Origin of the sequence: Mycetocola lacteus, assembly GCF_003667575.1 — a bacterium.
GTDB lineage: Bacteria > Actinomycetota > Actinomycetes > Actinomycetales > Microbacteriaceae > Mycetocola > Mycetocola lacteus.
Window position 1 is genome coordinate 240,969 of record NZ_RCUY01000011.1, and the last position, 23,434, is coordinate 264,402.

General features: G+C 65.7%; 24 protein-coding genes. 10 read left to right on the forward strand and 14 right to left on the reverse strand.

Annotated features, from left to right (window positions below):
- Positions 1-117: 117 nt before the first annotated feature.
- Complete coding sequence (locus D9V34_RS13380) at positions 118-1,137, reverse strand: fructose-bisphosphatase class II (RefSeq protein WP_121687107.1); 1,020 nt, start codon at positions 1,135-1,137, stop codon at positions 118-120.
- Positions 1,138-1,322: 185 nt separating this feature from the next.
- On the opposite strand from D9V34_RS13380, the gene fbaA reads away from it, so the two are divergent.
- A complete protein-coding gene (gene fbaA, locus D9V34_RS13385; protein WP_121687108.1) occupies positions 1,323-2,351 on the forward strand; it encodes a class II fructose-bisphosphate aldolase in 1,029 nt (342 codons plus the stop codon).
- A gap of 63 nt (positions 2,352-2,414) precedes the next feature.
- Here the strand turns inward: fbaA and D9V34_RS13390 are convergent, their stop codons facing one another.
- On the reverse strand, positions 2,415-3,617 hold the full coding sequence (locus D9V34_RS13390) for a DUF6264 family protein (RefSeq protein WP_121687109.1): 1,203 nt from the start codon (positions 3,615-3,617) through the stop codon (positions 2,415-2,417).
- 29 nt (positions 3,618-3,646) lie between these two features.
- Complete coding sequence (locus tag D9V34_RS13395) at positions 3,647-4,681, reverse strand: 4-hydroxy-3-methylbut-2-enyl diphosphate reductase (protein WP_121687110.1); 1,035 nt, start codon at positions 4,679-4,681, stop codon at positions 3,647-3,649.
- A 77-nt stretch (positions 4,682-4,758) separates the two neighbouring features.
- Here D9V34_RS13395 and xseA point away from each other — a divergent pair, with 77 nt between their 5' ends.
- The 5 genes from xseA to D9V34_RS13420 all read left to right on the forward strand — a co-directional run bounded on the left by xseA (position 4,759) and on the right by D9V34_RS13420 (position 9,113).
- A complete protein-coding gene (gene xseA / locus D9V34_RS13400; RefSeq protein WP_121687111.1) occupies positions 4,759-5,985 on the forward strand; it encodes an exodeoxyribonuclease VII large subunit in 1,227 nt (408 codons plus the stop codon).
- A gap of 107 nt (positions 5,986-6,092) precedes the next feature.
- Positions 6,093-6,353: an exodeoxyribonuclease VII small subunit gene (locus tag D9V34_RS13405; RefSeq protein ID WP_121687112.1), complete on the forward strand. Its 261-nt coding sequence runs from the start codon at positions 6,093-6,095 to the stop codon at positions 6,351-6,353.
- A 2-nt stretch (positions 6,354-6,355) separates the two neighbouring features.
- Positions 6,356-7,009: a DUF4245 domain-containing protein gene (locus D9V34_RS13410; protein ID WP_121687113.1), complete on the forward strand. Its 654-nt coding sequence runs from the start codon at positions 6,356-6,358 to the stop codon at positions 7,007-7,009.
- On the forward strand, positions 7,009-7,680 hold the full coding sequence (locus D9V34_RS13415; RefSeq protein WP_030148453.1) for a carbonic anhydrase: 672 nt from the start codon (positions 7,009-7,011) through the stop codon (positions 7,678-7,680). Before D9V34_RS13410 ends, D9V34_RS13415 begins: the two co-directional genes overlap by 1 nt.
- 29 nt (positions 7,681-7,709) lie before the next feature.
- Positions 7,710-9,113, forward strand: a complete 1,404-nt coding sequence (locus D9V34_RS13420; RefSeq protein ID WP_121687114.1) for a class II fumarate hydratase — start codon at positions 7,710-7,712, stop codon at positions 9,111-9,113.
- 92 nt (positions 9,114-9,205) lie between these two features.
- Here D9V34_RS13420 and D9V34_RS13425 read toward each other — a convergent pair whose 3' ends face one another.
- The 3 genes from D9V34_RS13425 to D9V34_RS13435 all read right to left on the reverse strand — a co-directional run bounded on the left by D9V34_RS13425 (position 9,206) and on the right by D9V34_RS13435 (position 11,658).
- Positions 9,206-10,009, reverse strand: coding sequence for a hypothetical protein (locus tag D9V34_RS13425; RefSeq protein WP_121687115.1), 804 nt, complete (start codon positions 10,007-10,009; stop codon positions 9,206-9,208).
- Positions 10,010-10,107: 98 nt separating this feature from the next.
- Complete coding sequence (locus tag D9V34_RS13430; RefSeq protein ID WP_121687116.1) at positions 10,108-10,779, reverse strand: SIMPL domain-containing protein; 672 nt, start codon at positions 10,777-10,779, stop codon at positions 10,108-10,110.
- A 90-nt stretch (positions 10,780-10,869) separates the two neighbouring features.
- Positions 10,870-11,658 carry an isoprenyl transferase gene (locus D9V34_RS13435; protein WP_281272266.1) on the reverse strand — a complete coding sequence of 263 codons (789 nt, stop codon included), beginning with the start codon at positions 11,656-11,658 and terminating at the stop codon, positions 10,870-10,872.
- A gap of 59 nt (positions 11,659-11,717) precedes the next feature.
- Here D9V34_RS13435 and trhA point away from each other — a divergent pair, with 59 nt between their 5' ends.
- Positions 11,718-12,476: a PAQR family membrane homeostasis protein TrhA gene (trhA, locus tag D9V34_RS13440; protein ID WP_121687118.1), complete on the forward strand. Its 759-nt coding sequence runs from the start codon at positions 11,718-11,720 to the stop codon at positions 12,474-12,476.
- A 23-nt stretch (positions 12,477-12,499) separates the two neighbouring features.
- On the opposite strand, the gene D9V34_RS13445 is transcribed toward trhA, so the two are convergent.
- The 4 genes from D9V34_RS13445 to D9V34_RS13460 all read right to left on the reverse strand — a co-directional run bounded on the left by D9V34_RS13445 (position 12,500) and on the right by D9V34_RS13460 (position 17,330).
- Positions 12,500-13,774 (reverse strand): MFS transporter, encoded by a 1,275-nt coding sequence (locus D9V34_RS13445; RefSeq protein WP_245991804.1) that lies wholly within the window; start codon positions 13,772-13,774, stop codon positions 12,500-12,502.
- Positions 13,775-13,865: 91 nt separating this feature from the next.
- Complete coding sequence (locus D9V34_RS13450) at positions 13,866-14,804, reverse strand: anti-sigma factor domain-containing protein (protein WP_121687119.1); 939 nt, start codon at positions 14,802-14,804, stop codon at positions 13,866-13,868.
- Positions 14,801-15,436 (reverse strand): ECF RNA polymerase sigma factor SigK, encoded by a 636-nt coding sequence (gene sigK / locus D9V34_RS13455; protein WP_081863893.1) that lies wholly within the window; start codon positions 15,434-15,436, stop codon positions 14,801-14,803. Before sigK ends, D9V34_RS13450 begins: the two co-directional genes overlap by 4 nt.
- 169 nt (positions 15,437-15,605) lie before the next feature.
- The gene (locus D9V34_RS13460) at positions 15,606-17,330 is read right to left on the reverse strand and encodes a cytochrome c biogenesis protein DipZ (RefSeq protein WP_121687120.1); all 1,725 of its coding nucleotides are present in this window, start codon (positions 17,328-17,330) and stop codon (positions 15,606-15,608) included.
- Between the two features lie 225 nt (positions 17,331-17,555).
- On the opposite strand from D9V34_RS13460, the gene D9V34_RS13465 reads away from it, so the two are divergent.
- The gene (locus D9V34_RS13465; protein WP_121687308.1) at positions 17,556-18,215 is read left to right on the forward strand and encodes a fasciclin domain-containing protein; all 660 of its coding nucleotides are present in this window, start codon (positions 17,556-17,558) and stop codon (positions 18,213-18,215) included.
- Positions 18,216-18,271: 56 nt separating this feature from the next.
- Here D9V34_RS13465 and D9V34_RS13470 read toward each other — a convergent pair whose 3' ends face one another.
- Positions 18,272-18,574, reverse strand: a complete 303-nt coding sequence (locus D9V34_RS13470) for a hypothetical protein (RefSeq protein ID WP_183091789.1) — start codon at positions 18,572-18,574, stop codon at positions 18,272-18,274.
- A complete protein-coding gene (gene mca / locus D9V34_RS13475; protein ID WP_183091790.1) occupies positions 18,571-19,437 on the reverse strand; it encodes a mycothiol conjugate amidase Mca in 867 nt (288 codons plus the stop codon). Before mca ends, D9V34_RS13470 begins: the two co-directional genes overlap by 4 nt.
- A 115-nt stretch (positions 19,438-19,552) precedes the next feature.
- Between mca and D9V34_RS13480 the strand changes: the two genes are divergently transcribed.
- Positions 19,553-19,990 (forward strand): DUF4307 domain-containing protein, encoded by a 438-nt coding sequence (locus tag D9V34_RS13480; RefSeq protein WP_051701606.1) that lies wholly within the window; start codon positions 19,553-19,555, stop codon positions 19,988-19,990.
- Positions 19,991-20,126: 136 nt separating this feature from the next.
- Entirely contained in the window at positions 20,127-20,618 is a 492-nt protein-coding gene (gene greA, locus D9V34_RS13485) for a transcription elongation factor GreA (RefSeq protein WP_121687121.1), read from the forward strand.
- A 93-nt stretch (positions 20,619-20,711) separates the two neighbouring features.
- Here the strand turns inward: greA and ilvA are convergent, their stop codons facing one another.
- Positions 20,712-21,959, reverse strand: a complete 1,248-nt coding sequence (gene ilvA / locus D9V34_RS13490; RefSeq protein ID WP_121687122.1) for a threonine ammonia-lyase — start codon at positions 21,957-21,959, stop codon at positions 20,712-20,714.
- A 51-nt stretch (positions 21,960-22,010) separates the two neighbouring features.
- Positions 22,011-23,333 carry an AI-2E family transporter gene (locus D9V34_RS13495; protein ID WP_121687123.1) on the reverse strand — a complete coding sequence of 441 codons (1,323 nt, stop codon included), beginning with the start codon at positions 23,331-23,333 and terminating at the stop codon, positions 22,011-22,013.
- Positions 23,334-23,434: the final 101 nt, after the last annotated feature.

Consider the following 23,434-nt stretch of genomic DNA (forward strand, 5'->3'; position numbering starts at 1 on the left):
CTCCTCAACATCTGGGCAAGGCGAACCGTTCCACACTAACCCCGCGCCCACAAACACGCCGCGGCGTGTGGGCCAATCCTGCTGTTAAAAAGCTGTGTTCTTAACGAATCGAACGTTTTACGCGGGAATTTCGGTTCCAGACCACGACCAGATTCGTGCATCCTGACCACGGCCCTCGGCCGCCCGCAGCGGCGAACCGGGCACAATCAGGCACTCGGTAACCGCGCTCACCAGAATCGCCGCCCGTCCCCCACACAGCCGGTCCAGACTCAGTAACTCATCCAGGTTGATGCCCGCGGCCTCGATCCGGGTACGCTCCGACCGCGACTGCGGCGCGAACCGAGCCTGCATCGAACCTCCCAGCGCACGCACCGCGGCGGCAACCACCAGTCCCTCGGGGGCTCCGCCGATCCCGGCAACCATGTCCAGATCCGCATCCGGCTGCAACACCCGCAGCGATCGCTCGACCTCACCGTGCTCAAAGAAATCGCAGCGCACCCCGGCCTCGCGGGCGATCCGCATCAGCTCGGCGTTACGCGGGCGATCCTGAATCGCCACGTGCAGCTCCTCTACCGGGACACCGCGGTGGGCGGCGACGTCGGCGAGGGTCTGCTCAAATGGCGCATCCAGACTCACTTCGGGCGCACGCGCGCCCGCCACAATCTTCGACAGGTAGTAGGCCGGACCGATGTTCGCAAACGAGCCGGGCTCGGCAACACCCAGCACCACCATCGCGCCGGGCTCGCCGGCCGCCGCCAGACGGGTCCCGTCCACCGGATCCACGGCGATCTCCACCGCCAAGCCCCCGGTTCCAAAGGTTTCCCCGGCCGCGAGCATCGGGGCCTCGTCCTTCTCGCCCTCACCGGCAATGACCACGCCGGAGAGCGCGAGCGTGTCCAGCTCGGCGCGCAGCGCGTGCACGGCGGCCCCGTCCACGGCAATCGGGTCGCCAGATCCCACATGATCCGCGGCCGCGGTCGCCGCCGCAACGGTTGCCAACCGCAACCCGCGCAGGGCCTCGGCACCGGGCCATCCCACGGGCTTCGCGGGCTTCGGCTTGGCCGAACGCGGTGCCGGAGAACCGGCGGGACGGAAGAAGGCGGACCCCGGGCGCGGCCCGGTCGAAGAGTCACTCATACCCTCAATTGTGCCCGACGATTGGAGCGATCCGCACGGACGTGCACCCAACGAGCCCCGGTGCCGGTCCGCATCCGACACCACATCCGGCACTCCAGACGTTTCCGCACGATTTACCGAGACATCCGTGAAGCCCGGTCGGTAGACTCGAAGTGTTCCCTGCAGACATTCCTTAAGGAGAAGTAATGCCTATCGCAACCCCCGAGCAGTACGCACGGATGCTTGACAACGCCAAGGAGAACGCATTCGCTTTCCCGGCGTTCAACGTGTCGTCATCGCAGACCATTCACGCAGTGCTTCAGGGACTCACCGAGGCTGGCTCCGACGGCATCATCCAGGTCACCACCGGTGGTGCCGACTACTTCGCCGGCCACACCGTGAAGAACCGTGCCTCCGGCGCCCTCGCCTTCGCCAAGTTTGTGCACGCGATCGCCGACAACTACCCGATCACCGTGGCCCTGCACACCGACCACTGCCCCAAGAACGCACTGGACGACTTTGTGTACCCGCTGATCGCCGCCTCCGAAGAAGAGGTCAAGGCCGGTCGCAACCCGATCTTCCAGTCCCACATGTGGGACGGCTCGGCCGTGCCGCTGGGTGAGAACCTGGAGATCGCCAAGGAGATCATCAAGAAGACCAAGAACATCAACGCCATCCTCGAGGTAGAGATCGGTGTTGTGGGTGGCGAGGAGGACGGTGTCAGCCACGACATCAACGAGCACCTGTACACCACCCTCGAAGACGCCATCCAGACCGTCGAGGCGCTGGGCCTGGGCGAACAGGGCCGCTACATGGCCGCGCTGACCTTCGGCAACGTGCACGGTGTGTACAAGCCGGGTAACGTGCAGCTGCAGCCGGGTCTGCTCAAGGAAATCCAGGAGGGCCTGGCTGCCAAGTACGGTACCGCCGCCAAGCCGCTGGACCTCGTCTTCCACGGTGGATCGGGTTCAACCGACGCCGAGATCAGCGAGGCCGTCGCCAACGGTGTCATCAAGATGAACATCGACACCGACACCCAGTACGCGTTCAGCCGCGCCATCGCCGACAACGTACTGCGCAACTACGACAGCTTCCTCAAGGTTGACGGTGAGGTCGGAAACAAGAAGGTCTACGACCCCCGCGCCTGGGGCAAGATCGCCGAAACCGCCATGGCCGCCCGCGTCATCGAGTCGACCCGTCAGCTCGGTTCGCACGGTAAGTCGCTGACCATCTAGGTTCGCCCCACACAAAACCCCGGTGATGTTCTCCATCACCGGGGTTTTTATGTGTCAAAATCGCTACGGCTGGAACCGCCGCACATACTCCTGGAAGGCCGGATCGTTACCCATGACCGGGGCCAGGATCATGCTCATCACCAGGAGGGCGACCACGGCCCCGAGCAGCGGAATCCACCACGAGGACTTACCCGCCCGGATCCGGCGCATCGTCCACCAGGCCGACAGGCACCACACGGCGATCATGATCGCCGCCATCACCCATCCCGATACGTTGATCGACTGCCCCAGCGAGTCACCCGAGATGCCGAGCTCCTTGAAGTACTCAACAAACGCCTCGCGCAGGTTGAGCAGCGCGGGGACGCTGGTCAGAATCGAGAATGCACCAAACGCCAGCAGGATCAGCGAGATGAAACGGTCCGGCGGGGCCTGTACGGGCAGCCCGTCGTTGGCGCGACCGGCGGCGGGGCGCTTGGGCGCTCCACCCGACGGCGCGCCCGCACGGTTCACACCATTACCGGCCTGCGAACCGGCTCGTGCATCCGCCGGGGTCGAGGTCTGGGTGGCCGGCCGGTTTCCCACGGTCACGCCGCTGAAGGATCCCGCGGCGTAGCGGGGAATACCGTCGGCGGGGGCGGCGGGTGTCGAGGATGCCTGCGCATACACTGGGGCGTCCGTGGTGCGCTCACCGTACTCGGGCGGCGGCAGCTGGGACGCAGTCACACGCTCGCCATACTCGGGCGGCGGTAGCTGGGATGCGGCCACTCGCTCGCCATATTCGGGCGGCGGTAGCTGTGAGGCAGCCACACGCTCGCCTGCGGCGGGGGCAGCCGAGGGTGAGGCGGGGGCCTGCTGCGGCGCATCCGCCGGATCCACTCGCTCGCCGTACGTGGGGCGACGCGGCTCGGCACGCGTGGGCGAACCGTCTGCGGCGGCGGACTCGGGATGCTCGGAGCCTGCCGGGGCCGCACCCTCGGCCACCCGTTCGCCATAACGCGGCGCGGAGGATGCGGGGGCGGTGGGCACTGCGGGTGCCGACACCGACGAAACCGAATCGGATGCGTTCGGCGCAGAGACGGATTCCGGATCCGCAGGCGCGCTCGCAGCCGCGTCACCATCCCCCTCCTCAACCCGCTCGCCAAAGGACGGACGGCGTGGGGGCTGATCGACGGCGGGGACCGACGCCTTCTCGGCGTCGGGCCCGTTCATCTGATCGCGTTGCTCCTCGGGAGTCGCGAATTCACCAAAACGGGGTTGCGGGGTCATCGTTGCCTCTCGAACAGCTCAAATGGAATTTAGGAGGAGCGACGGCCACCCAGGGCGCGCTCGTCACGGTTGCCTTCGAGGTCCTTGCGGAGCTCCTTGGGCAGGGAGAACATGAGGTCTTCCTCGGCGGTCTTGACCTCCTGGACGTCACCGTATCCGGCGCCGGCAAGGTCCCGCAGGACCTCATCCACCAGGACCTCGGGCACCGAGGCACCACTGGTCACGCCCACGGTCTGCACACCATCCAGCCACTCCTGCTTGATTTCGCTCGCATAATCGACCCGGTAGGCGGCCTTTGCGCCATATTCCAGGGCAACCTCGACCAGGCGAACCGAGTTGGAGGAGTTGGCCGAACCGACCACGATCACCAGGTCCGCACCGACGGCGACCTTCTTGATCGCCACCTGCCGGTTCTGGGTCGCGTAGCAAATGTCGTCCGAGGGCGGGTTCTTCAGGTTCGGGAAGCGCTCGCGCAGCAGGCGCACGGTCTCCATGGTCTCGTCCACGCTGAGGGTGGTCTGCGAGAGCCACACCACATTGTCGGGGTCCTTGACGGTGATCTTGTCCACATCTTCCGGCCCGTTCACGATGGTGGTGCGCTCGGGGGCGTGCCCGGCGGTACCCTCAACCTCTTCGTGTCCCTCGTGGCCGATCAGCAGGATCTCCTGATCCGCGCGCGCGAACCGGACGGCCTCGCGGTGCACCTTGGTGACCAGCGGGCAGGTCGCGTCGATGGCCTGCAGCTGACGGTCGGCCGCCGCATTCACCACGGCCGGGGAAACGCCATGCGCGGAAAACACGATGTGCGAACCCTCGGGAACCTCGTCCACCTCGTCCACAAAGATGGCTCCCTGAGCCTCAAGCTCGGAGACCACGTGGACGTTGTGCACGATCTGTTTACGCACGTAGACGGGCGCACCGTAGAGGTTCAGCGCCTTCTCAACCGCAATAACGGCGCGGTCAACACCGGCGCAGTAGCCGCGCGGGGCGGCCAGCAGCACACGTTTGGGTCCGGCGACCGGGTTATCCTGGAGTCGGCTTGAAGCACCGGGGATCCTCGGCATCGGCAGGCTAATCGTCGTGTTACTCACGTCACCAATTGTAAGCCGAGTCGCTGGACTCCGAGTGAGAGGATTGCCGGATGGCCGTTTCTATGCCCGCACAGCCCGCTACTGCGGAGGATCCGTGGCCGATTGCGCTCTTGGGGAACAAGATTCGCGACTACATCGACCGGCTCGGCACGGTGTGGGTTGAGGGCGAGATTACCCAGTGGGGACAGTCCGGCGGCAACGTCTATGGCAAGCTCAAGGATCTGAACGCCGACGCGACCATTTCCTTCACCATCTGGTCCTCGGTGCGAGTGAAGCTGCCCGAGAATCTCAAGCAGGGTGACCGGGTGGTTGCGCTGATCAAGGCCAACTTCTGGGTCAAGGGTGGCAGCCTGACGATGCAGGTGATGCAGATGCGCCATGTGGGCCTGGGTGATCTGCTTGAACGACTCGAACGCCTGCGTGCGAGCCTCACCGCCGAGGGTTTGTTCGCTCCCGACCGCAAGAAGCGACTGCCCTTCCTCCCGAACGTGATCGGACTGGTCACCGGCAAGGACTCCGACGCCGAGAAGGACGTGCTGCGCAATGCCCAGCTGCGTTGGCCGGCCGTGCAGTTCCGGGTGCGTCACGCCGCGGTTCAGGGCGATCGCACCGTCGGCGAGGTGGTTGCGGCGATCGAGGCGCTGGATGCCGACCCCGAGGTGGACGTGATCATCGTCGCCCGCGGTGGTGGCGACTTCCAGAATCTCCTGGGATTCAGCGACGAGCGTGTGGTGCGGGCGGCCGCGGCCGCGACCACTCCGATCGTCTCGGCGATCGGGCACGAGGCCGACCGTCCGCTGCTTGATGATGTTGCCGACCTCCGAGCCTCCACCCCCACCGATGCGGCCAAGCGGGTGGTGCCCGATGTGGGCGAGGAGCTTGCCGGGGTCGCCGAGGCGCGTTCGCGGCTGACCGGCCGCCTGGTGCACCAGATCAACACCGAGATTTCCCGGCTGGAGCAGATCCGAACCCGCCCGGCGCTGGCCGACGGGGCGTGGATCGTGACCTCCCGCAGTGAGGAGGTCACCCGCTATGTGGCGCGCGGTGCCGAGATGATCGATCGCCGAATCGAGCGCGCGGAGTCGGGACTGGCCGAGCTCACCGCGAGACTGCGCACCCTGTCCCCGCAGCAAACCCTGCGCCGCGGATACGCGATCGTGCAGACCCCGGACGGATCCGCACTGCGCGAGACCACCCAGGCACCCACCGGTACCGATCTGCGGATCACCCTCGCCGAGGGTGTGCTGCACGCAACCGCGACAGAAACCGAGCGTTAGCCCGCCGGTGTCTCGGCGGGAGGACCCGCATGATTGCGGGAGAGTTCACCCGTTTCCCGCCCCACCCGGGGAACGGGAGGTCGGTGCGGACGCGATAGGATGGCGGCATGTCTTCCAACCCCGAAATCGACGCCCTGAGCTATGAAGAGGCCCGTGACGAGCTGGTTCGGGTGGTGTCTGAACTCGAACAGGGTTCGGCAACACTCGAGCACTCGCTTGAGCTGTGGGAGCGCGGTGAGGCGCTGGCCGCCCGCTGCGAGCAGTGGCTGATCGGGGCCAAGGCCCGGCTGGATGCGGCCCGTGCCGCCTCGACCGCGAACGCCGATCACACCGGCGAGGTATCCGCTTCCGGCGAGGAGATCTTCTAACCGTGGCAAAAAAGAAGTCCACCGAGCCGCGGGTTGTTGCCGAGCTGGGTCGCCCGGAAACGCCCGAGGAGACGGCCGAGCGCAAAGCCACTCAGTCGCGCAACTATCGGATGCGTAAGACCGTCAACAACCTGGTTTACTCGCTGCTGGCCACCGTCGCGCTGGTCGCGGTCATGGTGATCATCGTGCCGCGCAGCGATAAGCCCACCGATCGCTCGGTGGATTACACCGTGGTGGCCGGGCAGGTACAGGAGTCTCAGGAGGCCCACCTGGCCAGCCCGAAGCTCCCCAAAACCTGGAGCGCGAACTATGCCGAGGTGCGCTCGAAGACCTCGGTGAAGTCGTGGGAGATTGGTTTTCTCACGCCGGATCAGAAGTTCATCGGGATGGCTCAGGGCCTGAACGCGAACGACTCCTGGACCTCCCTGATGTTGAAGAACTCGGTGCCCACGGGCACCACCACGATCGATGGGGTCCAGTGGACCGTATACGACAACCGTGATTCACGGGATGACAAGATTGGAAACGTGCACTATGGCCTGGCTACCCAGGCTGGAAGCTCGTACTTTGTTCTGTTCGGGTCCGCCTCGAACGAGGAGTTCACCACCCTCGCGACCGCGCTGACTCCGGACATCGAGAAGGAGGCAAACCGCTAATGTCCACCATGACTCCGGGCCAGGCTTGGGCCGAAATGGTCGCCGGTAACGAACGCTTTGTGAGCGGTGAGCCGCTGCACCCCCGACAGGATGTGGAGCGCCGTCACCAGCTGGCAAGTGTGCAGACCCCCGATGCCGCACTGTTTGGCTGCTCGGACTCGCGTCTGTCCGCCGAGATTATTTTTGATAAGGGTCTGGGCGACCTGTTTGTGGTGCGTAACGCCGGGCAGGTCATCTCCGATTCGGTGCTGGGATCGCTGGAATACGCGGTGGGTGTGCTGAAGGTTCCGCTGATCGTGGTTCTCGGACACGACGCCTGTGGTGCGGTCCAGGCGGCGATTTCCTCCTGTGCCCCCGACGCCGAAACGCTGCCGCCGAACATTGCCGGTCTGATCCGCCAGATTGTGCCCTCGGTGGTCAAGGTCGCGGGAGTATCGGGAACCGAGATCTCTCACGCGGACCCGGCCGAGGTGGGAAAGAGTCATCTGCGCAGCACGGTGGCCGAGCTCTTGACTCGTTCTGAGATGATTAATCGTGCGGTCGCCGAGGGAACCCTCGCGGTCGTCGGTGCCAACTACCGTCTGACGGAGGGCACAGCGGTTCCCGATGTGACATTGGGTAACCTGGATCCCACGGGTGCCACAAGCACCAAAACCCCGAACGCAGAGTAGCGTTCACACCTCGAGGAGAGCAGAACACCGTGTCTGAAAACGCATCCGCCGAATACCGCATCGAGCACGACACCATGGGTGAGGTTCGTGTGCCGATCTCCGCCCTGTATGGGGCGCAGACTCAGCGCGCGGTAGAGAACTTCCCGATTTCGGGCTCGCGTTTGGAAGCCGCCCAGGTGGTGGCCCTCGCCCGAATCAAGAAGGCTGCCGCCTCCGCGAATGCGTCGCTGGGTGTGCTGGATGGCAAGATTGCCGCGGCAATCGAGGACGCTGCCGATCAGATTATCGCCGGCCAGCACGCCGACCAGTTCCCGATCGATGTATACCAGACCGGCTCGGGAACCTCCTCGAACATGAACATGAACGAGGTGCTGGCGACCCTGGCTACTCGCTCGCTGGGCTCCGCCGTTCACCCGAACGACCACGTGAACTGCTCGCAGTCCTCCAACGATGTCTTCCCGACCTCGGTGCACGTGGCCGTGACCGGTGCCCTGATCGAGCAGCTGGTGCCGGCCCTCGAGCACCTGGCCGTGTCGCTGGAGAAGAAGGCCGAGCTGTGGAAGGACGCGGTCAAGCCCGGTCGCACCCACCTCATGGACGCCACCCCGGTCACCCTGGGTCAGGAGTTTGGTGGGTACGCCCGTCAGATCCGCCTGGGAATCGAGCGGGTTCAGTCGGCTCTGCCGCGCGTGGCCGAGGTGCCCCTCGGTGGCACCGCGGTCGGCACCGGCATCAACACCCCGCTGGGCTTCCCGCAGGAGGTTATCCGTCGCCTCGCCGCCGACTCGGGTCTGCCGATCACCGAGGCCCTGGATCACTTCGAGGCCCAGGCCAACCGCGACGGTCTGGTGGATGCCTCGGGTGCGCTGCGCACCATCGCCGTGAGCCTCACCAAGATCTGTAACGACCTGCGCTGGATGGGTTCGGGCCCGAACACCGGCCTGGGCGAGCTGCACATCCCCGACCTACAGCCCGGCTCCTCGATCATGCCGGGTAAGGTCAACCCGGTGATCCCCGAGGCCGTGCTGATGGTGTGCTCGCGCGTCATCGGTAACGATGCCTCGATCGCGATCAGCGGCGCGTCCGGCAGCTTCGAGCTGAACGTTCAGATTCCGATCATGGGTACCGCCCTTCTGGAGTCGATTCGACTGCTGTCCAACGCCTCGACGGTGCTGGCCGATAAGGCCGTGGATGGTCTCCAGGCCAACGTGGAGCGCGCCGCAGCCCTGGCGGGTATGTCGCCCTCGATCGTGACGCCGCTGAACAAGATCATCGGTTACGAGGCCGCCGCCAAGATCGCGAAGCACGCGGTCGCCGCGGGCATCACCGTCCGTGAAGCCGTTGTGGCCCTCGGGTTCGTGGAGCGCGGAGAGGTCACCGAGGAGCAGCTGGATGCCGCCCTCGACCTGCTCTCAATGACCCACGCCGGCTAACCTCTCGCAGTAGCAGCCACTGCCGCCTCGGGCGGGCACCGTGTGCCCACCCGAGGCGGCTTTTATTGTGCGCCGGCCTCCCGCGCGCTGGCCTACATCGGAAGCCCCGTAACAACCAGGATCAGCAGGGTGCCCCATAGCCCGCCCAGTAACACCGGACCGAGCGGAATCGTGCGGGTGAGAATCCCGCCGGAAGGTGTGTCCGGGTGCTCGGGAGCGATCGGGGGTGATGCCCCTCGCCTCCTTCGAATCCGTTTCAGTGCGTGGTGGCAGGAGGTGACGATCGTGGCGAGGCCGCACAGCAGCGCAAACAGGCTCAGTGCGCCCACGGGGTCGGCGGTCAGGGCCAGCAGGGCCAGACACACCGCCGCGAGCTTGCCATCGCCTCCTCCCCAAAACCCGACGGCAGCCAGAGTGAGCGAAACGATCGCGAGAATGAGAGCGGGGATCAACTTTGCGAAGGCCTCCACCGGGCCGTCTCGCGCCGAGGCTGCGACAACACCCACGGGCCCCACGACGTTGGGCTCACGGCCGACGGACCCAACGATGCTGGGTCCAAGATCATTGGGCCCAAGACCGCCGGAAGCCACGGAGACGGCGTCGAAAATCACTCCCCCGACCAGCAGGAGTGCTGCCGGCACAATCAGCCGGTTGGGGAGCCTGCGCTCGCGCATATCGAGCCGGATCAGTCCGGGGGTAGTCAGCAGCAGCCAGAGTAGACAGGGCCACAGCATGACGGGAATCGGACCGGAGCCTGCGGTAACGAGGCTGGCCGCGGGCACGATGGGTTCGGCGATGGTCAGGGGAAAGGGCACGTCAAAGGGGCCCGGATGCGGTGGCACAAAGGGGACCGGGAAGTGGGCACTGGCGAGGCGTGGGGTCGATGTGGTGAGCATGACCCCACGCTATGCTCGGGCGGACAGCTCAAGGCTCGCGGGGTGGAAACGGTGGATAACCGGATCAGAGCGGAAGGTTGTGGAGGAAGGGTTTTGTTCTAGGCGCGGAAGTCCGCGGTGATTTCCGCCGACACCACAAACGGGCGCGGAGTCAGATCAAACCCGTTGTCGCCGCCGGCCATATCGGCCGAGGCCATCGCAAAGGAGCGGCCCTTGGGACGGAAGCCTCCGTCGGAGGCACCACCAGCAGGACGCAGCCCCGATTCGTACAGGGACTCGAGGACGGGCGTTCCCGCGCCGGCCGCACGCGCATAGACGGCCGCGCGAGCGATTGCGTCGGCCACCGCGGCCGCACGCACCTCGGCGATCCGGTCCGCGCGATCCGCCTCGGCAATGTCCCAGTCCACCCCGCTCACCCGCACCAGGGGTTCGGCGGCCAGCCGGGTAACCCAGTCTGTCAGCGCGGCGAAATCTTGAAAGCGCAGGGTGAGACCCGCGCTGGCCTTTTGAATATCCGCACCACGCTGCCCATCGGGTCCCCAGAACGGGCTGGTTCCCACCGCCACCGACTGTGCGTGCCACCGGGTCGTCGCGCCCTGGTCGGCCAGCTGCTGTGCGGCCACCGTGAGCTCGGCATGGAGCCGGGATGCGCGCGCCACGACATCCGTGCGCTCGGCCCCCTCAACCTCGATGGTGGCGCTGACCTCGGCACGCGAGGGCGGGTATTCCCGCTGTGCGAAACCGCCCACAACCACGCTGATTCCCGACATTCTGTCTCCTCCCAAGCGTTTGCGGCAACCGTTATGCCGTGCTCGGAGACTACTATGCCGGAGGCGAATAACGCCAGGTACTCCCGGACGTTATCCGCCGTATCGGCGCTGGCGGCGTGAGAAGTCTCGGACGGCACGGAGGAAGTCGACCTCGCGCAGGTCCGGGCCCAGCGCCTCCACAAAATAGAATTCGCTGTGTGCACTCTGCCACAGCATGAAGTCGCTGAGCCGCTGCTCCCCCGAGGTGCGAATCACCAGGTCGGGATCCGGCTGACCGCCGGTGTAGAGGTGGGCACCGATCAGGTCGGGGGTGAGGAGCTCGGCAAGACCGCTGATGGTTCCGCCGTTGCTGCCCTCATAGTCCCGCACAATGGTGCGCATGGCCTCGACGATCTCGGAGCGTCCCCCGTAGCCCACCGCGAGGTTGATGTGCAGCCCGGAGCGGTCCTTGGTTGCCTCTTCGGCATCGTGCAGGGCCGTGCGCAGCGATTCGGGGAGACCGGCGGTCGCACCAACGTGCTGAACGCGCCAGTCTCGATAGCCGGCGAGGTCGCGGGCAAGGTCGGCAATGATCACGATCAGATCGCGCAGTTCCTCCGAGGAACGCTGGGTGAGGTTATCCGCCGAGAGCAGATACAGGGTGACGGTGCGGATTCCCAGATCGTCGCACCACTCGAGAAATTCCTGCATCTTGGCGGCACCCGCGCGGTGTCCGTGCGCCACGGTCTCGAGCCCGAGCTGCTTCGCCCAGCGTCGGTTTCCATCAATAATCATGGCCACGTGGTGCGGAAGCGTCTCGGGAGCCAGGTTTCGACGCAGCATCTTTTGATAGAGCGCGTAGAGGAGGCCACGTCCGGGTCGAGGTTCGCTATTCGTCACAGACCTACGGTAGTCCACATTTCCGTTCAGACGTATATTGGCTGGCGTAGTCTGGGAGTATGCCAGCAGATCGTGACCTTTCAGCGTCCGCCAACTCCTCGGAGAGCGGGGGCGTGTCCGGGGATGATGAACGCCACGGTCTTCCTCTGATCGAGGCGGCGGATGTGCTTCCCGAGGAGGTCAAGCCCACCTGGCGTGGATGGATTCACGCGGGCACCTTCCCGGTGACCATCGCCGCGGGTATCGTGCTCATCGTGCTGGCCGACGGACCGGTAGCGAAGTGGGCGTCGGCGGTGTTCATGCTCACCTCGATGCTGCTGTTTGGCAACTCGGCGCTGTACCACCGCATCAACTGGAAGCCGCGCACGAAGATGATCTTCAAGCGCATCGACCACGCCAACATCTTCCTTCTGATCGCCGGCACCTACACCCCCATCGCGCTGCTGGCGCTGCCGAATCCGCAGGGGATGATTCTGCTCATCTCGGTGTGGTCGGCCGCGCTGCTCGGGATCGCCTTCCGCGTCTTCTGGATCGGTGCCCCGCGCTGGCTCTACGTCTTCCTCTACCTGGCTTTGGGCTGGGCGGCGGTGATGTATCTGGGTGACATCATCCAGGCAAACCTCGCCAGCATGGTGCTGGTGGTCGTGGGGGGCCTGCTCTACTCGGTGGGAGCGGTGGCGTATGCACTCAAACGCCCTAACCCGTTCCCCGGACACTTCGGTTTCCACGAAATCTTCCACGTGTGCACGGTGCTGGCCTTCCTCTGCCACTGGACCGGAATCCTGCTCCTCGCCCTGCACCCGATTAGCGGGGCGTAGGGGGCCGGCTCACAGGTTCCGGATCACGAGTCTGAGCTCACGGGCTGTTCCCCACCGGCTGAGCCACGGGGCTCCGGTTCATGTGCCGTTTCGGCCTCCCGACCGGGCAGGATGGGCAGCGCGATGATGGGCGCGAGCGCGAGCAGGGCAAACGCGCCACTGTAGCCGATCACCGTGATCAGCGCGCCCACGGCCGGACCCACCAGGGCGGTCGCCGCGAACTGGCCGGAGTTTTGGATGCCCAGGGCTCGTCCGGCCCAGCGGCTTCCGGAGATTTCGGCGACCGCGGTAAACGCCAGGCCGTTGTCGGCCACGGCGATGCAGCTGGCCAGGACATAGGTGATCGCGACCGCCCAGGGCCAGTGCACGGCACCGGCCGCCGCGGTGAGCAGCAGGGTGGCCACGCCGATCAGGGCGATCCAGCGCAGCGGCTGGAGCCGACTGCCCACCCGGTCCGAGAGCACACCCACCGCGATTCGACCGAAGGCGCCGAGCAGCTGAGCGATGGCGACCAGGGCACCGGCGGCCAGGGCGCTCCATCCCTGATCCACGATCAGCCACACCAGACCGAAGGTACTCAGGGCCGTCTGCGGAACCACCAGGAGGGCCGAGACCGCGTGGATGCGGGCCAGGGTGCCCGAACGGCGATACGGGTTGGTCTGCGCCGCGGTAGTACCCGGCGTTAGCGGATGACGGGGCGGGTCCACGATGACGATGGCGCAGGCGATTGCCGCGATCAAGACCAGCACCGCACACAGGATGAGCGCGGGGGCGAGTGACCCACCCGCGATCAGCGCGGGAATGGCCAGCGCGGCAGCGGCGATGCCCAGCGGCTGACAGGTTTGCCGGATCCCCATCGCGAGTCCGCGACGGTTGGCCGGGAACCAGCCGACCACGACGCGTCCGCTGGCGACGTTCACCGAGCCCGTGCCCGCCCCGGCGATGCCGAGGAGTACCCCGAGAATCCAGAGTGATCCGGTCGAGGTGCCCGAGACGAATAGTGCACCGAGCACCGCGAGGGTTGTGAGCAGAAGCCCGGCTACCAGGACTCCGCGTTCCCCGCGACGGTCGGCGATCCAACCCCAGAGCACCAGGGTGAGGACCAGTCCAACGTTGGGTGCCGCGGCGAGCGCCCCGGCCTCGGCGAGACTCAATCCGCGCTGGGTATGCAGGAACGGGATGAAGAAGGCGGGGGCTGCGGCGACCACCGTCCCGGCCGCCTGGGCATACACTCCGACACCCAGCATGAGCCAGGGACGAGCGGTACGAGGGGCACGGGGCGGGGAGGCAACAGTCACCCTCCTACGCTAGACCCGTTTGCAACGACGCCCCGACACTCACGAACGCATGTGCGTGAGCGCCGGGGCATCCAGTGCGCGACCACCGGGGCTAGCTGGTGCTGGTACCCACCACCAGAATCGGATCGGTCGTGGGCGCCTTTGAGCCGCCCTTGGGCTCGACTGTCATGCCGACGCTGTCTCCCGGTTTGAGTGTGCCATCCAACAGGGTCCAGGTGACTCCCGAGTCTCCGGGTGTGAAGGTCCCGGCGGCGCGGGCACCCGAACCATCGATCAGCCAGAGTTCCAGGACCCGGTCCTTGCCCAGCTCGGGCAGATCGCTGGTCGCAATCGCGGCCCGGGCATGATCGGGTGACCACACCACGGTTGCGGTGCCGCCGCCGGTAACCGGCGTCGAGGAGCGCTGCAGATCGGCCGAGGCCAGCAGCGAGGTGAGCGTGTGATCGCTGGCCTCGGGGGCGACCGTGGGGGCAAACACGCTGCGGCCGAGGCCCACACCGGCGACAACCAGCAGCACCGCGGCGAGCACACCGGTCAGCAGCCGAACCCCTCGCAACCTGGACCCGCGGGCCCGGGTCACCGGGGTGGACTCGACGGTGCGGGTCGACGGGACCACGGGGGCCACCGAATCGGCCGGCGCGGATGATGCGGACCCTGATACTGCGGTGTCGGCCGAGGACTCAGCCGCAGCCGCAGCCGCAGCCGGCGAAGCTACCACAGAAGCCACCGTCGGGGTTCCGCTCGGCACCGCCGAACCAACGGTTGCCTCGGTGCCCTGCGCTCCCTGCTGCGGCAGCGTCTGGATCGCATCCAGAATGCTTCCGCGCAGCGCGGCGGAGGGCACCGCGGGAGCCACCAGTGCGGCCAGCCCATCGGTCACGGAATCGAATGAGGCCACCTCGGCGGCAAAGGCCGGGTCACTATTCAGGAGTGCCTGGGCGACACGAGTTTCCTCGGCGTCCAGCGCGTCCAGCGCAAAGCCGGCCGCGAGGCTTTCGCGCTCCTCGGGGGTCATGTTTGTGGTGGTCATGCTGTCACCTCCTCGCCTAAAATCTGTCGTAATTTGATCATGCCATCGCGAATTCGTGTTTTCACGGTTCCCAGGGGGATCTTCAGCCGCTCGGCGATCTCCGTCTGGGTGAAGCCCTCGTAGTAGGCGAGCAGTACCGCCTCGCGCTGCGGCGGGCTCAGGTGCCCAAGGGCTCGTTCGACCCGCGTGTGCTCGACCCGGGTTTCCACGGTCTCGGCCACCTCGTCCACCGGAATCGGGAGGTCGCGGATGCCGATGCGTTCATCCCGGTTGCGTCCGGCCTGGGAGGCGCGAACCCGATCGATCGCCCGGCGATGCGCCAGGGTCATCAGCCAGCCGCTCACGCTGCCCCGTTCGGGATCAAACGTGGATGCGCGCTGCCACACCTCCAGGAACACCTCCTGCGTCACCTCCTCCGCCTGGGCGTGATCCACGAGCACGTGCCGCACTAGGCCCAGCACCCGGGACACGAAGAGATCGTAGAGGGAGGCGAATGCTTCCCGATCTCCACCCTGCACCCGGAGCAGGAAGCCGCGCGCCCTGACCGCAATATCTGTGGAATCCGGGAGGGATTCCCGGTCTGTGGAGGAACGCAGCGACGCGGGGTCGGCGGCCGAATGTTCGAGGGACATGTCGCTAGTCTCCCAAACATCGGCCCGTTCCGGGGAGACACGCGATCGAATCGGTGTCACATTTCCCATTCCGGGGCGAGACCCCGCCGCCGGGGGCGGGGTCTGCGCGGGAACGGTATCGCTCGAATGTGGCTCCGAGCCGAGCGTCCGAAAGGGCGGGGAGTTCGGGCTATCCAAACGTAAACGAGTACGCATCGACTCCCGCTCCCACCGTGACTTTGAGCTCTCCGGTATCGGATTTCTTCGAGGAGAAGATCTCATAGGATCCCGGAGGCCCGGATACCGGAATGGTTTTTGTCCCGTTCTTATCGGTCACCGTGACCGTGCCCGATCCGCCCAGCACCATCCGGATCTGCTGCGCCGTATAGGCCAGCTTGATCGATCCCTCGGTACTGGAGATGCCCTGGCTGGTCAGGGTCCAGGACCCATCCAGCGCAAACGTGTCCTTGGCAAGCTTCTCGGGGAAGGCGAAGGTCGAGGTCCCGATCGAGTACGGTTCGGTTCCGCCGAAGTTCACCATCTTGGTGGGGCTCAGGTAGGTCTCCGGGGTGGTCGAACCGGCCTTCGGGGTGTCGTCGGCCGTCTCGGTCATCGCCGGGAGCTTCACGTCGGGAGTGGTCTGAGTCAGCAGTTCGCGGATCAGCTTCTCGGTGGTCGCATAGCCGCCCTCACCAAACTGAATCTGGCGTACGGTACCCGATGCGTCGATCAGGTAGTGGGCCGGCCAGTAGCGGTTGCGGTACGCGGTCCAGGTGGAGAGCTGGTTGTCCAGGGCCACCGGGTAGGTGATCCCCTGCTCCTTGATCGCCGCCGCCACATTCTCCGGCACCTTCTCGAACGCATACTCCGGGGAGTGCACGCCGATCACCGTGAGTCCGGCATCCTGATACGCCTTAGCCCAGGCACTCACGTGCGGGACCGAACGCAGGCAGTTGATGCAGGAGTAGGCCCAGAAGTCCACCAGTACCACCTTGCCGCGCAGATCGCTCAGCGCAATCGGCTTGTCATCGGCGGTGTTGAACCACTGATCGATCCCGCGCAGCGCCGGGGCCGGGCCACAGCTCTGCAGCACATCGGAACCGTTTGAGCACTTGGACAGGTCCTTGTTTTCGTCGGTCACCAGACCGCCGAGGTCCAGGGACTTGACCTGCTCGGAGTTGTTGAATCCGTCCTGCAGCCCCGCGGTGTAGTCGGGGATCAGGCGCTGCAGGGCCTGGGGCACGTTGAAGACCAGGCCGATGGCCAGCGCGATCATCAGCACACCGCCGGTGATCCGGATGGCCTTCTGCCGGGTGCGGAACGCCTTGACCCGCTCGGCCACGCGGCGGCCGGCCAGGGCGAAGAAGAGCAGCGGGATCGAGGTACCGACCGCAAAGGATACGGTCAGAACCACCGTTTCCCAGCCGATTTTCCCGGTCGATCCCGCCACGGTGATGGCGGCGAGGATCGGCCCGGCACACGGAACATAGACGGCACCGAGCGCGAGGCCCAGTCCGAATCCGCGGCGCTTGGGGCTGATCGCTCGCTGCGGGAAGCGGGCGAAGGGACGCTCCAGCAGGTGCTGCAGCGGTTCGAAAATGAGGCCCAGCCCGATCAGGACCAGGACGATCAGTGCGGCCCAGCGCAGCACGTCCTGCGGGAGGCCGAGCAGGTTCAGGATCAGCGAGCCCAGCAGGGTAAAGATGCTGAAGCTCAGGACCAGTCCGGCCACCACCTGGTAGGGACGCCAGCGTGAGGCTTCCTTAACCGGGGCCGCTTCGCCCTCGGTTCCGTCGGGGTTCCGGGCGCTCTGCGCGCCGCCGGAGAAAAAGATGACCGGCAGTACCGGCAGGATGCACGGGGAGATCCCGGTGATGAGACCTCCCACCACCCCGATCAAAGCCAATGTGAGCATGTCACCCACCCCTTCTGTGCCCCGGGGATGGGGCAGCGTCTGGCAGTGGTTCGGCACCAACCCTCAAACGGATTGGATGTCCCAGTTTTCCGCGAGAATCCGGGTCTCAAAAAGTTTTTTGACTTTTTTCCCATCCGAATCTGGAGGGGCTCCGAACCCCTGACATCTCCCGCCGCTGACAGCACCGGGAGCCCCTCGCACCACATCAACCGTCAGGAGACGATCATGAAGACCCGTAACGCGCTTTTCACCGCGACCACTCTCGCAGCCCTGTCCCTGTTCGCGCTCACCGGCTGTTCCGCAGCCTCCTCGCCCTCGGCGAGCCCGAGCGCTTCCAACTCGGCGTCGAGTGAGAAGCCCTCCGCAACCACCAGCCCCGATGCCGCACTGACCAAGAACCTCGTGGGCCCCGGCTGCGCCGCCTACGCCAAGGCCGTCCCGGACGGTGCCGGTTCGATCGTGGGTATGGCTCAGGACCCGGTGGCCGTCGCCGCCTCGAACAACCCGCTGCTGAAGACCCTCGTGGCCGCCGTCTCGGGCAAGCTGAACCCCAACGTGAACCTGGTGGACACCCTGAACGGTTCCGAGTTCACCGTCTTCGCTCCGGTGGATGACGCGTTTGCCAAGATCGATCCGGCAACCATCGACACCCTGAAGACCAACTCCGATCTGCTGACCAAGATCCTCACCTACCACGTGGTTCCCGGCCAGATCCTCCCGGACCAGATCGCCGGCACCCACAAGACCGTTGAGGGTCAGGACCTGACCGTGACCGGTTCGGGTAACGACCTCAAGGTCGGCGACGCCTCGGTCATCTGCGGTGGCGTCAAGACCGCCAACGCCACCGTGTACCTGGTGGACTCGGTGCTGATGCCCCCGATGTAATACCCCACAACCACAAAAGCCCGGTGATGAAGATCACCGGGCTTTTGTGGTTATTACTAGTTCTTGGGTTCTTCCGGAGCGTCCGGGATGCTGCGGATCGCGCCAGCCCGCTTGGCTTCCTCGGCCGCATCCAGCTCGGCCTTCTCGGCCTCCAGACGCTCGACGATCTCGGCGCGGTAGTTGACCCGACGGACCCGACGAACCATGTCGAAGATCAGCAGGAACGCGACCAGGATGATGAGAATCACCACAACAAATCCGCCCACACCCGGGGTTACCAGGTTCTCGTCGGGGGTCGTGGGGCTGGGAACCGGCGAGGGGGTGGTCGCCAGGTTCACGATGATCGATGTCAGGCTCATGAGAGGTCCTCAATTCCGGCGAACAGGTCGCTTTCGGGGATGGTGGTGGGGACGACGCTGCGAGCAAGCTCGAAGTCCTCGTACGGCCACGCGCGACGCTGTAAATCATTATCCCAGAAGAAAAAGCCCGAGTCCGGCGGGACCTGGCAGGCGTGGGCGCGCAGGGCGGCATCGCGACGCTCGAAGAAGTCGCCCACCTCGACGTGGGTCGTGGCGCGATCGGGACGGTCGCTGATCCAGGCCATCCGCTCCTCCAGGGCCGCAAGCTCGTCGGGGTCCGGGGATCCCGCGCGCAGCTCGGCCAGGTTGGCGCGCACCCGGGCGGGGTTGAAGATCTGATCGTAGTAGAGCTTGGAGATCTGCCAGGCCGGGCCCGCTTCGGGATAGCGGGTGGGGTCGGCGGCGGCCTCGAAGGCGTACTCGGCGATCTGGTTGGTGCGGATGTGGTCCGGGTGCGGATACCCACCGTTTTCGTCATAGGTCGTGATCACGTGCGGACGATACTCGCGGATCAGGCGTACCAGCGGCTCGGCCGAGATCTCCAGCGGGATGGAGGCAAAGCTGCCCGGAGGCACCGTGCCGTCCTCGCTCGGCATCCCCGAGTCGTAGTAGCCCAGCCAGCGGTGCTGGATATCCAGGATCGAGGCGGCCTCGGCCATCTCCAGGCGGCGCAGACCCGGAAGATCGCGCTCCCCCAGCGCCTTGCGCTCGATGTACGGGTTCTGGATATCTCCGCGTTCGCCCCCGGTGCAGGAGACCACCATGACCTCGTACCCGCGATGGCGGTAGGAGGCGAGGGTTGCCGATCCCTTGCTGGACTCGTCGTCGGGGTGGGCGTGTACCGCCAGAAGTCGTGGTGCCACGGGTTGTTCTCTCCTCCGCTGAAATGGCCGGTTCGTCGGTCGGTGGATCACACACGGGTCCGGAAGCGACTAGCCTAGAATCAAGTGTACTAATGCTTTGAACGGGTGTGAGTTGATGAGTCTTCCCAGTGGCCAGGCCACCAGTGCTCCGGAGAGTGCTCTGGATCAGCGCTATGGACGTACCAAGCGCACCGGAAAGCGTGACCGCCGCATCCTGGTGATCGCCGCCGCCGCGTTTGCCGTGGTGCTCGGTGCCTGGGTGGTGTGGGGTGCGCTGGACGGCCCGAGCGCCTCACTGGAGTCCCGCGATACCGCACACATCGTGATCGACGAACACAACGTTCAGATCACCTTCCAGGTCACCGCCCCCGAGAACACCCGGGTCGAGTGTGCACTCCAGGCCCTGGATCCGCAGTTCACCGTGGTGGGCTGGAAGATCATCGAACTGGACCCGGCAACCGTGCCGGTTCGCCAGTTCACCCAGCACCTGAAGACGACCCAGCTGGCCACCACCGGCATCGTCAAGAACTGCTGGATTCCCGAAGCGTCATAATCGCCGCGTGTTCGCGCACACGGCTTGCGTTTAGTCTGGGGCTCCCCTAGGCTCAATCAAAACCCGCCATATCGCGGGTTGGTTCTTGGCGCCTCGACACTGTCGGGGCGCCCCTTTATGTATTGAGGAGTTCACGATGGCTGACGACACTCAGGTCTCGTTCCTGACCCAGGAAACCTTCGATCGGCTCGCCGCTGAGTTGGAAGCACTCTCCACCACCGGTCGTGAGGAAATTGCCAAGCGTATCGAGGCCGCCCGCGAAGAGGGCGACCTCAAGGAAAATGGCGGCTACCACGCCGCCAAGGACGAGCAGGGCAAGCAGGAGGCGCGCATTCGCACGCTGACCGCGATGCTGCGCGACGCCGTCGTGGGCGAAGCCCCGCAGTCCAACGGCGTGGTTGAGCCCGGCACCGTCATCTCGGCAATCATCGCCGGGGACGAGGAGCGCTTCCTGCTGGGAAGCCGCGAGATCGCCGCAAACTCGGAGCTCGACGTCTACAGCGAGTCCAGCCCGCTGGGTGCCGCGATCATCGGTCTAAAGATCGGTGAGAAGACCACGTATCAGGCGCCGAACGGCCGCGACATCTCGGTGGAAATCACCGGCGTAGACACCTACACCGGCGAATAAGATCACCGGGCCGCCGCGCCCCACGGCCGGTCGCCACGAGCAAAAGGCGGACATCCAGATCCTGGATGTCCGCCTTTTGCGTGCGTATGGTTCCTAGCGGCGCGCCTCGGCGTCGCCGATCCGCGGCTCATAGCCGGCCTCCCGCAGGGTGTCAAGCACCAGGTCACGGTGCTCGGAGCCACGGGTTTCGACGCTGATCTTGAGCTCAACCTGACCGATCTGCAGACCGCTACCGTGACGAGTGTGCAGCACCTCGATCACGTTGGCATTGGCATGGGCGATCAGCTCGGAGATCCGTGCCAGCTGACCGGGACGATCCGGCAGCGGGATGCTCAGCGTCAGGTAGCGGTCCGACGCCACCAGGCCGTGGCTGACCACGGTCTGCATCAGCATCGGGTCGATGTTTCCGCCGGAGAGGATCACCACTGTCGGACCGGTGGCGTGCACGTGCCCAGCGAGGATCGCCGCCACCCCCACGGCACCCGCGGGCTCCACCACGAGCTTGGCGCGCTCCAGAAGGACAACCAGGGCACGGGCGATGTCGTCCTCGGTGACCGTCACCACCTCGTCCACGAGTTCCTTGATGATCTCGAAGTTCAGCGCGCCCGGACGCGCGACGGCGATTCCGTCGGCGATGGTCGGGCTGGTCTTGATCGTGGTGACCTCGCCCGCCTCCAGCGACACCGGATACGGTGCCGAATTGGCAGCCTGCACGCCGATCACCCGAATCTCGCGTCCCTCGGCGGCCGCGCGGTGCTTGGCCGCGGCGGCGACACCGGAGATGAGGCCGCCCCCACCGATCGGCACGATGATGGTCTCGGCCTCGGGCACCTGGTCGAAGATTTCCAGGCCCAGGGTGCCCTGGCCGGCGATCACGTCGGCGTGGTCAAAGGGCGGGATGAAGATCGCACCGGTCTGCTCGGCATATTCGGCGGCGGCGCGCAGCAGTTCCTCGACGCTGTGGCCGTCCAGGCGCACCTGGGCACCGTAGTTGCGGGTGGCCTGGAGCTTGGGCAGCGGCACACCCTTGGGCATGAAGATCGTGGCCCCGATGCCGAGCTCGCGGGCGGCGAGGGCGACCCCCTGTGCGTGATTTCCGGCGGAGGCGGCGACCACACCGCGGGCACGCTCCTCCTCGGTCAGCGCCGAGATGCGGTTGTAGGCACCACGAATCTTGTACGATCCGGTGCGCTGCAGGTTTTCGCACTTCATGTGGACGGGAAACCCGAGGAGCTCGGCCAGGAAGCGCGAGGACTCCATCGGGGTGACCTCGGCGACGCGGCTGACAACCTCGCGGGCTGCCTCGAGTTCGGCCGGAGTGGGTCCGGGGATGGTGCTCATAACGTATTTCTCCCGGTGCGTAGACGCACCTAACTTCGTCAACAGGTTGGGTTAGCGTTCGCTGGGCTCATCCGAGCCCGGGGTCTTTTCCGTGGATGTATCGGCGGTTGCGGATCCATCGCTCGGGACGGTCGCGGCATCGTCTTCACCCTGCTCGCGATTCTCCGACTCGGAATTGGCCCCGTCGGTAATGGCGGGGTCATCGCCGTCGTCACCGCCGTCGGAGCGGTCCCCGGCGGGTGGTGTACGCCAGCGTCCCCCGGCGATATAGCGCGTCATCTCGTTGACCACTGCCGCCAGCGGAACGGCGAAGAGCGCACCGGGGATCCCGGCCACCAGCGCACCGGCGGTCACCACGAGGACCACGGCAAGCGGGTGCAGCTTGACGGCGTTACCCATCAGAATGGGCTGGAACACGTGTCCCTCAAGCTGCTGGATTCCCACAATGATGATGAGCATGCCCAGCGCCTGCCAGGGGCCGTTGTAAACCAGGGCGAGGAACACCGCGATGGTTCCGGTGAGAATCGCACCCACAAACGGGATGAACGCGCCGAGGAAAACCAGCACACCGATCGGGATTGCCATCGGCACCCCGAGGATGGCCGCACCGGCCGCGATTCCCACCGCGTCCATCGCCGCCACGAGCATCTGCGTCCGCGAGTAGTTGGCGAGTGCACGCCAGCCGTCCCGGCCGGCACCGTCGATGGCCGCGCGGGCGTTACGCGGCATCAGGCGGACTACCCAGCGCCAGATGCCGGGTCCGTCCAGGAGAAAGAAGAGGAGGGAGAAGATCGTCAGCAGGGCGCCGGCGGCCACATGGCCCACGGTGGATCCGACCGAGAGAGCCCCGGTCCAGATCGCCTTATTGTTCTCCTTGATGATGTTCCAAAGCTGGCCCAGATACTCGTTGATCTGGGTGTCATCAAGGTGGAGCGGGGAGACCTTGAGCCACTCGCGTAGCGACTGGTAGCCCTCAACCGCACGGTCCTTGACCTCGCCCGACTGCGCCGAGATCTGCGTGATCGCCAGGTAGAACAGGCCCACCACCACGGCTATCGTGACCAGCAGGGTGATGATCGTGGCCAGCACACGGGGCACATGCCATCGGCGCAGCAGATTCTGCAGCGGCATCACCAGCGAGGCGATCAGGATTGCGATCAGGATCGGAATCACGATCAGGCGCAGCTCAACAATGGCCAACACAGCCACCACGATGATCGCCACCAGGGCGAGTAGACGCCAGGACCAGGCACCGGCGATCCGAATCCCGCGAGGCAGCGATTCGGTCACACTCTCGCTCGGCGCGGGAGCGCTCGCGCGCGATACGCCATCCGGCTTTACCGCCGGCTTGCGGTTTTCTCCAAGGTTTGACACAGGATCAGTCTAAGACCGTACATATGCTGATCCCAGCACCTATCCCCCGGAATCGTGGAATTCATATTCCACGCTCAGACTCGCCGCGTTTTTCCGCGGTT